Genomic DNA, 12,013 nt, shown 5'->3' with positions numbered 1-12,013 from the left:
ACGCGCCACGCAGCTCGCCGGCACGCTCTCGGGCGGCGAGCAGCAGATGCTGGCCATGGCGCGCGCGATCATCAGCAAGCCGAAGCTTCTGTTGCTCGATGAGCCGTCGATGGGTCTCTCGCCAATCATGGTCGAGAAGATCTTCGAGGTGGTGCGCACGATCTCGTCGGAAGGCATCACGGTGCTGCTCGTCGAGCAGAACGCGCGCCTCGCGCTGCAGGCGGCGAACCGCGGCTACGTGATGGACTCGGGCCTCGTGACGATGGAAGGCGAGGCCAAGCAGATGCTCGACGATCCGAAGGTGCGCGCCGCGTATCTGGGCGAGTAAGCTGCACGGCGTTGCGGTCCTCGCGGCCGCATAAAACAAAAGCCGCATGGGTGGGTCACCCATGCGGCTTTTTTCATGCCATCGACGAACCAGGCTCAGGCGAGCGCTTCGGACTCCTGCACGGCGAGCCGCTTGCCGAGACTCACTACGGCGTCGGCGCGATAGCCGAGCCGCTCGTAGAACGCGAGCACCTCGGCCTTGTCGGTGAGCACCTGAAGGTTGAGTTTCAGGCAGCCCATCGCGGCGAGCGCATCTTCCGCGTGACGCACGAGCCGCGTGCCGAGACCGTGACGCCGCGCTTCGGGCGCGACGGCGACCGAATAGAGCCAGCCGCGATGCCCGTCGTAACCGGCCATCGCCGTGCCAACGAGTGCGCCGTCAACGTCGCCGTCGTTGCGAATCGCGACGAAGAAAAGCTCCGGCTGCGTGCCGAGCTTGTTCGCGATCGACAGCCGCGGATTGCGGTGCGGCCGGCTCGTGTCGTTGTACTCGGGAAACGCCTGCAGCCAGAGCGCGATCACGGCTTCCGTATCGGCTTCGCTGAACACGCGGATCGTGACGGTCATCGCCCGTGCTCCGTCCGATTACAGCGCGTCGAGAATCGTGCGCAGCATCGCCATCATCTGGTCGATTTCCTGCGTCGTCACGTTCAGCGCAGGCATGAAGCGCAGCAGGTTCGGACGCGCGGCGTTGAGCAGCAGGCCGTCGGGTTGCATGAGGCGCGCCTTCTCGACAATCTCCGGGCCGATGTCCTTGCCGAGCAGCAGCGCGCGCAGCAGGCCTTCGCCGCGCTCGCCCTGGAAGCCACGTTCGGCCGAAAGTTCGAGCAGCTTTTCACGCAGATATTCGCCGCGCGCGCGCACGCCTTCGAGGAAGCCGGGCGCAACCAGTTGCGAGATCACCGAATGGCCCACGGCCGTCATCAGCGGGTTGCCGTTGTACGTGCCGCCCTGGTCGCCCGCTTCGAACACGGCGATTTCCTTCTTCGAGAGCAGCGCCGCGAGCGGCACGCCGCCGCCGATGCCCTTGCCGAGCGTCATGATGTCCGGCTCGATGCCCGAAAGTTCGTAGGCGAAGAGGGTGCCGGCACGACCGCAGCCGCTTTGCACTTCGTCGACGATCAGCAGGATGCCGTGCTTTTTCGTGAGCGCGCGCAGTTGCTGCATGAATTCGCGCGTGGCGGGAATGACGCCGCCTTCGCCCTGGATCGGCTCGAGCATCACGGCGACGGTCTTCGCGTTGATGAGCTTTTCAACCGAGGCGATATCGTTCAGGTCGGCCTTCGGGAAGCCCGGCACTTGCGGCGCGTAGATCGTGTCCCAGCCCGGCTTGCCGCTCGCCGACATCGTCGCGATCGTGCGGCCGTGGAAGCTGTGGTCGAACGTGATGATCTCGTAGGCGCCGTCGCGATGCTTCTTGCCCCACTTGCGCGCAAGCTTGATCGCGCCTTCGTTGGCTTCCGCGCCGCTGTTGGCGAAGAACACCTTGTCGAAGCAGCTGTGCTCGGTGAGCAGGCCCGCGAGCTTCGCCATCGGTTCGTTGTAGAAGGCCGGCGACGGGTTGATGAGCAGACGCGACTGCTTTTCCAGCGCCTCGATCATGCCTTCGTTGCAGTGCCCGAGGCTGTTGACGGCCCAGCCCTGGATGAAGTCCAGATATCGCTTGCCTTCGTTGTCGTAGAGCCACGACCCCTTGCCATGCGTGAAAACGATTTCGGGCCGGTTGGTGATGTACATCAGCGACTCGATCGGGTACTCGGAATAATTCATGGCAACGGGCTCCGCGTTGGGGCTGCTAAAGGGTTGAGAACGGGGTTGCAAACGGGGTTACAAACGATACGGCGGAAAAACAAAAAGCCACGGACTGGCCGTGGCTTTCGTGATTCGAACTTGCTGTGCGTTGCGAAGTGCAACGCGCGTCCGCGAGTAGCCAGGCCCTAAAGATGGGGCGAGCGGCGACGTCGGAGGGCGGACAGGATGCAGTTCATGGGCGCAAGAATACGACAAGCCGAACGGCGATGTAAACCGTCAATGTGCCGATTTTGTCCAATCGGCCGAAGAATTTTTCGTGACGGCCAGCTTTGCCGGTCGATGCGGGTCATTGCATTGTGCACGCAACGACCCGCCCCAACGACGTTCAGACGGCGTTCGCGAGGTCCGCGGCGCTCGTGAACGAGTCCGCGTAGAACTCGTCTTCGGGCAGACCGTGATGTTGCGTAAAGTCGCGCTGCGCCGACTCGACCATCACCGGTGCGCCGCACGCATAGACCTGATAGCCCGAAAGGTCCGGCAGATCCTCGATCACGGCGCGGTGCACGAAGCCCGTGCGGCCGGTCCAGTTGTCGTCGGCGGCGGGCTCGGAGAGCACCGGCACGAAGCGGAAGTTCGGGATGTCCTTCGCCCATTGTTCGGCGAGGTCCATCAGGTACAGGTCCTTCTTCTGGCGCGCGCCCCAGTAGAGCGTCATCGGGCGGTTCAGGTTCTTGTGGACCGCGTGCTCGACAATCGCCTTGAGCGGCGCGAAGCCGGTGCCCGAAGCGAGCAGCACGATGGGCTTGTCGGATTCCTCGCGCAGGAAGAAGGTGCCGAGCGGCGCTTCGAAGCGCAGGATGTCGCGCTCCTTCATCTGCGAGAAGACATGGTCGGTGAACTTGCCGCCGGGCATATGGCGGATGTGCAGCTCGATCGGGCCTTCCTCGTGCGGCGCGCTCGCCATGGAGTAGCTGCGGCGCGTGCCGTCCTTGAGGATGAATTCGAGGTACTGGCCGGCGAGATACTGCAGACGCTCGTTGGCGGGCAGCTGCAGCTTGAGGACGACGACGTCGTCGGCCTTGCGTTCGATGGCGGCGATGCGCGTAGGCAGCTTGCGCACCTGCACGTCGCCCACGCCCGCCACTTCGCGGATATCGATTTCGAGGTCGGTTTGCGCCGTCGCACAGCAGAAGAGAGCCATGCCGCGCGTCCTTTCGTCATTGGACAGCGCCGAAGCCGCGTGAGCGCGCTGCTCCACTTCGCCGTGGCAGACCGTGCCCTTGCACGAGCCGCACGCGCCGTTCTTGCAGCCATACGGCAGGCCGATGCCCTGGCGCAGGGCCGCGTTGAGAATGGGTTCGTCGGGCTCGACCTGGAATTGCCGGCCGCTTTGCTTGAGCGTTACGTTGAAAGCCATATTCAGGGAAGTGTAAGTCTGTATCCGAGGGTTGATTCCGGGTGCGGGCCAGTTCCGGACTTTTCCGGCTAGTGTCCGCGTTTGCTTGCCGGCCTTCGCCGCGAGGCCCGGGCCGCTAAAATGGTTCCACCATGATTGCCACACGAACCTTGCGCCGTGCGCGCATCCTGATTGTCGGTTGCGGCGACGTCGGCCTGCGCTGCGTCGCCCAGTTGCGCGAGCGGCCAGACCGCGCGCGCGTGTTTGCGCTCACGCGCCGATCCGAGCGCGCAGACGCGGTACGGGCCGCGGGAGCAACGCCAGTGCACGGCGACCTCGATTTCCGCACGAGCCTCACGCGGATCGCGGGCCTGGCTAGCACCGTCCTGCACCTGGCGCCGCCGCAAAAAAACGGCGACGACGACCTGCGCACGCGCCGCCTGCTCGCAGCACTCGCGGCGCGCCGCCGTGCGAGGGCGCGGCCTGTGCTGGCGGGTGTGGCACCGCACGCATTGCGGCCCCCATTACGTGCTCTCGCGGGCCGCATGCGCCGCAGCGCTTTCGGCCCCGCTACAGGCGCGGGAGCATCCGTTATTGTACCCGAGCGCATCCGGCGGTTTTCTCGGCCCCGGCGCCAGCGTCTCGAACGCACGAAGCTCGTATACGCAAGCACGACGGGCGTGTACGGCGATTGCGGTGGTGCGCGCATCGACGAAACCCGCACGGTGCAGCCGGCTAACGCCCGCGCCAAACGCCGGGTATCGGCCGAACGGCAACTGCGGCGCGCAACGGCGCGCGGCGGCGTGCTGAGCGCCACGATCGCGCGCATTCCCGGCATTTACGCAGCGAACCGCCTCCCGCTCGCACGGCTCGCGAAGCGCACGCCGGCGCTCGTCGTGAGCGACGACGTCTATACGAGCCACATCCACGCGGACGATCTTGCGGCGATTCTCCGGCGCCTCGCGACACATGGCCGCCCGGGGCGCACCATCCACGCGACGGACGACAGCGAACTGAAGATGGGCGAGTATTTCGACCGCGTAGCCGATGCCTTCGGCCTTGCGCGCGCACCACGCGTGAGTCGCGCGCAGGCCGAGCGCGAACTCGAGCCCGTCTTGCTGTCGTTCATGCGCGAGTCGCGCCGGCTCGCCAATACGCGTCTGAAGCGCGAACTGGGCGTGCGTTTGCGTTATCCGGATGTCGATGCTTTCTTGCGCACGCTGCCGCCGCACCCGTGACTTCGGGCGGGCGGCGCGGCGCAAAGCGTGCCGTTCACGTGATGGCCGGCAGCGCTTCGAGCAGGAGGAAGCACATTAGCGCTCCGATAAGCGCCCCGATGAGGTTCGGATGGTACTGATGTCGCATATGCATCGACGCGAGCAGGCCCCCAATCAGAACCGCCCCAAGCGCCATGAAGGCCATCAACACGAGTGAGATTTCGAATGAGCCGTTGATGATCATGATGCCCCTCCTTGCAACTTGTAATCGTTCTACAAACGAGTATAGGGCGGAAGCTCGGCAAGGACATGCTGCGGCGCGGCGATAACGATGCCAGTTTGCAAGCATCGGTGCGTCAGCACACTGAGCGGCGGGCGCTCGCGCCGCCCGGTGGTGGTTTACCCCTTGTTGCGCAACGCGTCGAGCGCGTCGTCGTCGAGCCATTGCCAGGCGCCGGGAGCCAGTCCGGCGGGCAGGGAAAAGCCGCCGATGCGCTCGCGGTGCAACGCCTCGACGCGGTTGCCGGCCGCCGCCACCATCCGTTTGACCTGGTGATACTTGCCTTCGAGCACGGTCAGCTCCAACTCGTGGTCCGCCCGTGCGTTGGCCGCGACGGCGGCGCTCGGCTGGCGCTCGCCGTGCAGAAGCACGCCTTCGCGCAGGGCGTGCAGCTGGGTTTCGTCGAGCGGGTGGCGTGTCGTCGCCACGTAGAGCTTTGGCACCTTGCGCTTGGGTGACGTGAAGGCATGCACGAACTGGCCATCGTCGGAAAGCAGCAGGAGGCCGGTCGTATCTTGATCGAGGCGGCCGACGCATTGCACGTTGCGCTCGGCGAACTGTGGCGGCAGCAGATGAAACACGCTCAGGTGATGCTGCGGATCGCGCGAGCACTCATAGCCCGCGGGCTTATTGAGCGCGATGTACGCGCGCTCGTGAAACGGCCACGGCGTGCCGTCCACGCTGAAGACGAGGCCCGCCGTGTCGAACGTGGCGAGCGGGTTGGTGCACGGCTCGCCCGCGATGGCGACCCGCGCGTCGGCGATGAGCGTGCGGCATTGGCGGCGTGAGCCGAAACCCTGAGTGAAGAGAATGCTTTCGAGATTCATGACGGACGGCGAACAGCGTAGAGCGGGGTATTTTATCCGTCGCGACGTGTAGCGCGCCCCCGCGCGATCCAGGCACGCCCTGCCAATTCGCCGCGCACGGCTTGACCACGTATTTCGGGCGGATGGCGTAACGTAGCGCGAGGTATTGGCAGGCCCGGCCCGGTTGCCGGGCCTGGACGCCTACGTATTTGACCCCCCAAGTATCTTCTCGCGCAGCGCCCGGCCTCGGTGCGCGCGCTGCGCGTTACGGCTCACGTGGAGAACACCATGGCGAAGACGATAGCGGATCATCTGGCAAAAACGCTCGAGGCGGTTGGCGTCGAGCGCATCTGGGGCGTGACGGGCGACAGCCTGAACGGGTTGTCGGCGAGTCTGCGCAAGCTCGGCACGATCCGCTGGATGCATACGCGGCACGAAGAAGTCGCCGCTTTCGCGGCGGGCGCCGAAGCCGCGGCAACCGGCCGGCTCGCAGTGTGCGCGGGCAGTTGCGGGCCCGGCAACCTGCATCTCATCAACGGCCTTTATGACTGCCATCGCAACCGTTCGCCGGTGCTTGCGATCGCGGCGCACATTCCGTCGACGGAAATCGGCCTCGGCTATTTCCAGGAAACGCACCCGACCGAACTCTTCCGCGAGTGCAGCCATTACGTGGAACTGGTGACGAACGCATCGCAGTTTCCGCGCGTGCTCGACACCGCGCTGCGCACGGCGATCGACCAGAAGGGCGTCGCCGTGATCGTGCTGCCCGGCGACGTGGCGCTTCTGGATGCGTCCGACGAGGAGCCGGCGTGGGCCCAGGCGGCGCGTCCGGCGACCTTGCCTTCGTCGGCGGATATCGACCGGCTCGCCGAACTGCTCAATCGTTCCGAGGCGGTGACGCTGCTATGCGGGAGCGGCTGCAAGGGATCACATGACGAAGTGGTGGCCTTCGCGGACGCGCTCGGCGCGCCGACGGTGCATGCGCTGCGCGGCAAGCAGTATGTCGAATGGGATAACCCATACGATGTGGGGATGACCGGGCTGATCGGCTTCAGCTCGGGCTACCACGCGATGATGTCGTGCGACACGCTCGTCATGCTCGGCACCGACTTCCCGTATCGCAACTTCTATCCGCAGCACGCGAACATCGTGCAGATCGACCGCGACGCGGCCGCGCTCGGCAAGCGCGCGCCGCTCACGCTCGGACTCGTCGGCGACGTGCGCGAAACGCTGCGCGCGCTCACGCCGAAGCTCACGCGCACGACCGACCGGCGCTTTATCGATCGCGCGCGCGAGCACTACGCGAGCGCGCGCAAGGGGCTCGACGAACTCGCGCGCCCGGCTGCCGCGGGCAAGCCGCTGCATCCGCAGTACGTGGTGTCGCGGCTCGATGCGCTCGCCGAGGACGACGCGATCTTCGCGGTCGACGTGGGCACGCCCACGCTCTGGGCCGCGCGCTACCTGACGATGAACGGCCGGCGCCGTCTGCACGGCTCGTTCAATCACGGCTCGATGGCGAACGCCATGCCGCAGGCGCTCGGCGCGCAGGCGGCGCACGCCGGGCGGCAGGTGGTCTCGCTCTCCGGCGACGGCGGTCTTTCGATGCTGCTCGGCGACATTCTCACGGCGCGCCAGCTCGATTTGCCGATCAAGATCGTTGTCCTGAATAATGGCTCGCTCGGTTTCGTCGCCATGGAGATGAAGGCTGGCGGCTACGTGGAGACGGGCACCGATCTGGTCGCGACCAACTTTGCGGATATTGCGAAAGGCGCGGGGCTCTTCAGTGTGCGCGTGGAGACGTCCGAAGCGCTCGATGAGGCGTTGCGCGCGGCCTTCTCGCACGCAGGACCGGCGCTCGTCGACGTGGTGACGACGAAGCATGAACTGGCCATGCCGCCGAAGCTGCAGTGGGCGCAGGCGAAGGGGTTCAGTCTCTACATGCTGCGCGCGGTGCTGAGCGGGCGCGGAGACGAGGTGGTGGAGCTGGCGCAGACGAATTTGCGCTGAGGCTCGTGCGGCAGACCTGCGTCAGTCAGTGATCGAGACGCAGGTGTTGTCCTCGGGGTGGGTGATAAATTCATCGACCCGGCCAGCGCGCACGTCGAGCAGCAACCGGTCCAGCACTTCGAGCCTGGCGGATCGGTCGTTGCCCGATTTGATCAGCGTCGCTGCGGTGCGTCCAGAGACGGACTCGTGGGCCTCGATGAGGATGCGTATGGCTTCCTCTCGTGTCATGAAAATGCGGTCCATCGTGCTCTCCCGGCGTGCTATCTCAATAACACCGATAACGATAGCAGCGGGGTGCGGCGAGACACGCGGCATCTGCGAGATGCTTGATCTTCGTCCAATAACAGGCGTGTCGTATTCGAGCGGGCAAGAAAAAACCCGCGAAGCCGTGAGCTTTCGCGGGTTTCTGGATTCCGGCGGCAAGTGCTGAAACCTGCCGGAAAGTATTCTGGTGCCTCGGGCCGGAATCGAACCGGCACTCCTTTCGGAACCGGATTTTGAGTCCGGCGCGTCTACCAATTTCACCACCGAGGCGTGTGCTCGCGTGCTGCGAGCAACCGAGCGCACACGTGTGCGCGCTCGAAGTAGCCGTAGATTATGACGCAAATTGTCCGCCCGGGCAACTACACGGCGGCCGCAAGCCCTCAAATCGTCCGCGAGAACCGTTCGGGCTGCTGTGCGCCAAGATAGCGGTCGAACACCATCGCAATGTTGCGCACGAGCATGCGCCCGGCGGGCAGTACCTCGAGCCGGTTGGCGCTGCGCGCGACGAGACCGTCGCGCTCGAACTCGCGCAGCCGTTCGAGCTCGGTCGCAAAGGTCGCCGGAAACCGCACGCCGTAGGCAGCCTCGAACTCGTCGTAGCGCAGTTCGAGATTGCACATGAGTTCCGTAATGATGTCGCGGCGCAGACGGTCGTCGGCAGTGAGGCGCACGCCTTTCGCGGTCGCGAGCTTGCCCGCGTCGATGGCCGCGCCGTAGCCGATCAGGTCCTTCGCGTTCTGCGCGTAGACGTCGCCGACCTTGCCGATCGCCGAAGCGCCAAAGCCGATCAGGTCGCAGTCGGCGCGCGTGCTGTAACCCTGGAAATTGCGATGCAGCGTGCGTTGCGCCTGGGCGCGCGCGAGCTCGTCGGTGGGCAGCGCGAAATGATCCATGCCGATGTAGACGTAGCCCGCTTCGGTTAGCTGCTCGATCACGAGCCTCAACAGCGCCATGCGCTCGGCGGGCGAGGGCAAGGTGGCTTCATCCATCTGACGCTGCATCTTGAACAAATGCGGCATGTGCGCGTAGCCGAACACCGAGATGCGATCGGGCGCGAGCAGCAGCATCGTCTCGAGCGTGCGGCCGAATGTTTTGACGTTCTGGTGCGGCAGGCCGTAGATCAGATCGACGCTGATCGATTCGAACCCGTTCGCGCGCGCGGCGTTCATGACGTCGACGGTCAGCTCGAGCGGCTGGATGCGGTTGACCGCCTTCTGCACAACCGGATCGAAGTCCTGAACACCGAGGCTCAGCCGGTTGAAGCCGAGCGAACGCAGATGCGCAATGGTCTGCGCCGTGGCTTCGCGCGGATCGATCTCGATCGAGTATTCGCCGGCGTCGTCGGGCTGCAGCGCGAAGTGTTCGCGCGTGGCGGCCATGAGCGCGCTCATTTCGTCCAGCGAGAGAAAGGTGGGCGTGCCGCCGCCCCAATGCAGTTGCGAAACCGGGCGCTTCGTGTCGAAGAGGGCGGCCTGCAGCTCCAGTTCGCGGATCATCTGCGCGAGATACGGTTTCGCGCGGCCGCGGTTCTTCGTGATGACCTTGTTGCAGCCGCAATAGAAGCAGACTGTGTCGCAAAACGGGACGTGGAAGTACAGCGAGAGGTCTGTATCGCTTGCGCCCGGATCGGCAGCCGCACGGCGGTAGTCGGCGGGATCGAAGTCGTCGCGGAACTGCAGGGCGGTGGGGTAGGACGTGTAGCGCGGGCCGTTGGCGCCGTATTTGGCAAGCAGGTCGGGGCGAAAGAGCAGGTCTGCGTCGCTCATGCAAAGCTCACTTGGAAGGGCGGCGCACGGGTGGGCAGCGTCCGGCGCCGCGGAACGCCGCGCACAGGTGGCCTGTCCTTTGTCCTACAGCGCCAGATTGACAAAGTGTACGAGCGGGTAGGAAGAAGCGATTGTGTAAAAAGGTCGCATGCGGGCAATGGCACAATGCGTCTGGTCCGTCGCGGCATGGTGTCGTAGTCTCCAGCGCGCCTCGGACACAATTTGTCAGAGTTCCAGGAAGCCGAAGTGAGTACCGTTTTTCCCGCTGATGTCTCAGTGCATGCATGCCGCCCCGGTTGCGGCGCGTGCTGCATCGCGCCGTCCATTACGAGCCCGATTCCGGGCATGCCCGCAGGCAAGCCGGCCGGCGTGCGCTGCGTTCAACTCGGCGACGACCTGCGCTGCATGATCTTCGGCTCGCCATTGCGCCCGGCATGCTGCTCGGGGCTGCAGCCGCAGCCCGAGATGTGCGGAGCATCGCGCGAGGAGGCCATCGTCTGGCTCACGCGTCTCGAGGCGCAAACGCAACCGCAATCGCAGACGCCGGCCACGCGCTGAACCGGCGCAAACTGCGGCGGCCAGCCGTGATGCGCCAGAATGACGGCGCATCAAACCCGGCCAAACAAGGAGATTTCGCATGATCCACACCGCAACGCGCGTTTCCCGGCGCGCCTTCCTGTTCACAGCCTGCGCTGCGGCGGGAACGGCGATGTCGCTCGGCGCGTGTGCGACGGGGATTTTCCCGTTCATTCCCGATCACTACACGTTTTCGCAACAGCAGGTGCAGGACGCGGTGCAGCGCAAGTTTCCTTATCACCGCTCGATGCAGCAGATTTTCGACGTCTCGCTCACGAATCCCGTGGTCACGCTGCAGCCCGATCGCAACCGCGTGGCGGTGCGGCTCGATGCGCACCTCGAAAGCCCGTTGATGCAGCAACCCGTGAGCGGCGCGTTCACGGTGTCGAGCGAACTCGCCTACGACAGCGCGAGCCGCGCCGTGGTGCTGCGCTCGCCTTCGGTCGATGGCGTCGACATGACAGGCAACGCCGCCGCCTATGCGTCGCAGGTGAGCGCGGTCGCCGCGCTCGTCGCCACGCAGTTGCTCAACAACTATCCGGTCTACACGTTCAAGCCCGACCAGCTCCAGTTTGCCGGCGTCAACTACGAACCCGGTACAATCACCATCCTTACAAACGGCATACGCGTGCAGATCGTCGAGAAGTAAGCAGACGGAACACCGGCACACGCGGCCGTCGTCGGTCGCGTGGCGCGGCGTGCGCCGTCCCGACGCTCAAAAAGAGGGATAAAAGGGATGGACTGGTTTTTGACCTGCAAGGCGTTGATTCTTGGCATCGTCGAGGGGCTGACGGAATTTCTGCCCGTTTCGAGTACCGGGCATCTTATTGTCGTCGGCAGCTTGCTCAACTTCGAAGGCGACTATGCGAAGACCTTCTACGTGGTGATCCAGTTCGGCGCGATCCTCGCCGTGTGCTGGGAGTTCCGGCGCAAGATCGGCGAGGTCGTCGTCGGGCTGCCCTCGCGGCCCGATGCGCGGCGCTTCACGCTCAACGTGATCGTCGCCACCATTCCGGCAGTCGTGCTCGGTCTGATGTTCGAGAAGGCGATCAAGTCGGTTCTCTTTGCGCCGGTGCCGGTCGCGTTCGCGCTCGTAGGCGGCGGCCTTGTCATCCTGTGGGTCGAAAATCGCCTGCGCGGTCCGAAGGGACTGCCGGTCGCGGCGCAACACAGCGCGCGCGTGAACTCGATTGACGAGATCACGCCGCTCGACGCGTTCAAGGTGGGTTGCGCGCAATGTTTCGCGCTGATTCCGGGCATGTCGCGCTCGGGCTCGACCATCATCGGCGCGATGCTGTTCGGCCTCGAGCGGCGCGTCGCGACCGAGTTCTCGTTCTTCCTTGCGATTCCCGTGATCTTTGGCGCAACCGTGTATGAGCTATACAAGAGCTGGCACGAGCTTTCCGCGGACTGGCTCGGGCTCTTCGGCGTTGGCTTCGTCGCCGCATTCGTCAGTGCGTTCGCATGTGTGCGCTGGCTGCTGCGCTTCGTCGCGTCGCACGACTTCACCGCTTTCGCCTGGTACCGCATCGCGTTCGGTCTTGTGATCCTGCTGTTCGGCTATGGCGGCGGCCTCGGCTGGGACGACTAAAAACACAACGGGCGCCGCGTGATATCGCGGC

General features: G+C 65.0%; 13 protein-coding genes and 1 tRNA gene. 6 read left to right on the top strand and 8 right to left on the bottom strand.

Annotated elements, in window-relative coordinates:
* Nucleotides 1–328: ATP-binding cassette domain-containing protein (locus U5A58_RS30980; protein ID WP_321964278.1), on the top strand; the 328-nt coding region annotated here is incomplete at its 5' end.
* 95 nt (nt 329–423) lie between these two features.
* On the opposite strand, the gene U5A58_RS30975 is transcribed toward U5A58_RS30980, so the two are convergent.
* The 3 genes from U5A58_RS30975 to U5A58_RS30965 form a co-directional block, all read right to left on the bottom strand.
* On the bottom strand, nt 424–894 hold the full coding sequence (locus U5A58_RS30975) for a GNAT family acetyltransferase (RefSeq protein ID WP_321964277.1): 471 nt from the start codon (nt 892–894) through the stop codon (nt 424–426).
* A gap of 18 nt (nt 895–912) precedes the next feature.
* The gene (locus U5A58_RS30970; RefSeq protein ID WP_321964276.1) at nt 913–2,097 is read right to left on the bottom strand and encodes an acetylornithine transaminase; all 1,185 of its coding nucleotides are present in this window, start codon (nt 2,095–2,097) and stop codon (nt 913–915) included.
* A 367-nt stretch (nt 2,098–2,464) separates the two neighbouring features.
* On the bottom strand, nt 2,465–3,496 hold the full coding sequence (locus tag U5A58_RS30965) for a CDP-6-deoxy-delta-3,4-glucoseen reductase (protein ID WP_321964275.1): 1,032 nt from the start codon (nt 3,494–3,496) through the stop codon (nt 2,465–2,467).
* Nucleotides 3,497–3,627: 131 nt separating this feature from the next.
* On the opposite strand from U5A58_RS30965, the gene U5A58_RS30960 reads away from it, so the two are divergent.
* Complete coding sequence (locus U5A58_RS30960; RefSeq protein ID WP_321964274.1) at nt 3,628–4,713, top strand: NAD-dependent epimerase/dehydratase family protein; 1,086 nt, start codon at nt 3,628–3,630, stop codon at nt 4,711–4,713.
* A gap of 34 nt (nt 4,714–4,747) precedes the next feature.
* Here U5A58_RS30960 and U5A58_RS30955 read toward each other — a convergent pair whose 3' ends face one another.
* On the bottom strand, nt 4,748–4,936 hold the full coding sequence (locus tag U5A58_RS30955; protein ID WP_321913949.1) for a hypothetical protein: 189 nt from the start codon (nt 4,934–4,936) through the stop codon (nt 4,748–4,750).
* A gap of 155 nt (nt 4,937–5,091) precedes the next feature.
* Nucleotides 5,092–5,799, bottom strand: a complete 708-nt coding sequence (locus tag U5A58_RS30950; RefSeq protein WP_321964273.1) for a 16S rRNA pseudouridine(516) synthase — start codon at nt 5,797–5,799, stop codon at nt 5,092–5,094.
* A gap of 267 nt (nt 5,800–6,066) precedes the next feature.
* Here U5A58_RS30950 and poxB point away from each other — a divergent pair, with 267 nt between their 5' ends.
* Nucleotides 6,067–7,785 carry a ubiquinone-dependent pyruvate dehydrogenase gene (gene poxB, locus U5A58_RS30945; RefSeq protein ID WP_321964272.1) on the top strand — a complete coding sequence of 573 codons (1,719 nt, stop codon included), beginning with the start codon at nt 6,067–6,069 and terminating at the stop codon, nt 7,783–7,785.
* Between the two features lie 21 nt (nt 7,786–7,806).
* On the opposite strand, the gene U5A58_RS30940 is transcribed toward poxB, so the two are convergent.
* The 3 genes from U5A58_RS30940 to hemN all read right to left on the bottom strand — a co-directional run bounded on the left by U5A58_RS30940 (nt 7,807) and on the right by hemN (nt 9,815).
* Nucleotides 7,807–8,028 carry a hypothetical protein gene (locus U5A58_RS30940; protein ID WP_321935109.1) on the bottom strand — a complete coding sequence of 74 codons (222 nt, stop codon included), beginning with the start codon at nt 8,026–8,028 and terminating at the stop codon, nt 7,807–7,809.
* A gap of 206 nt (nt 8,029–8,234) precedes the next feature.
* A tRNA-Leu gene (locus U5A58_RS30935) sits at nt 8,235–8,319 on the bottom strand.
* Between the two features lie 110 nt (nt 8,320–8,429).
* On the bottom strand, nt 8,430–9,815 hold the full coding sequence (gene hemN / locus U5A58_RS30930) for an oxygen-independent coproporphyrinogen III oxidase (protein WP_321964271.1): 1,386 nt from the start codon (nt 9,813–9,815) through the stop codon (nt 8,430–8,432).
* A 246-nt stretch (nt 9,816–10,061) separates the two neighbouring features.
* On the opposite strand from hemN, the gene U5A58_RS30925 reads away from it, so the two are divergent.
* From U5A58_RS30925 to U5A58_RS30915, 3 genes are all read left to right on the top strand, one after another.
* A complete protein-coding gene (locus tag U5A58_RS30925; protein ID WP_321964270.1) occupies nt 10,062–10,373 on the top strand; it encodes a YkgJ family cysteine cluster protein in 312 nt (103 codons plus the stop codon).
* Nucleotides 10,374–10,452: 79 nt separating this feature from the next.
* A complete protein-coding gene (locus U5A58_RS30920; protein WP_415774319.1) occupies nt 10,453–11,040 on the top strand; it encodes a DUF1439 domain-containing protein in 588 nt (195 codons plus the stop codon).
* 87 nt (nt 11,041–11,127) lie between these two features.
* Nucleotides 11,128–11,982 (top strand): undecaprenyl-diphosphate phosphatase, encoded by an 855-nt coding sequence (locus U5A58_RS30915; RefSeq protein ID WP_321964269.1) that lies wholly within the window; start codon nt 11,128–11,130, stop codon nt 11,980–11,982.
* Nucleotides 11,983–12,013: the final 31 nt, after the last annotated feature.

The organism is Paraburkholderia sp. J7 (assembly GCF_905220155.1).
Taxonomy (GTDB): Bacteria; Pseudomonadota; Gammaproteobacteria; order Burkholderiales; family Burkholderiaceae; genus Paraburkholderia.
Note: the sequence above shows the minus strand (reverse complement) of the source record. Positions and strands in the feature narration are given on the sequence as shown.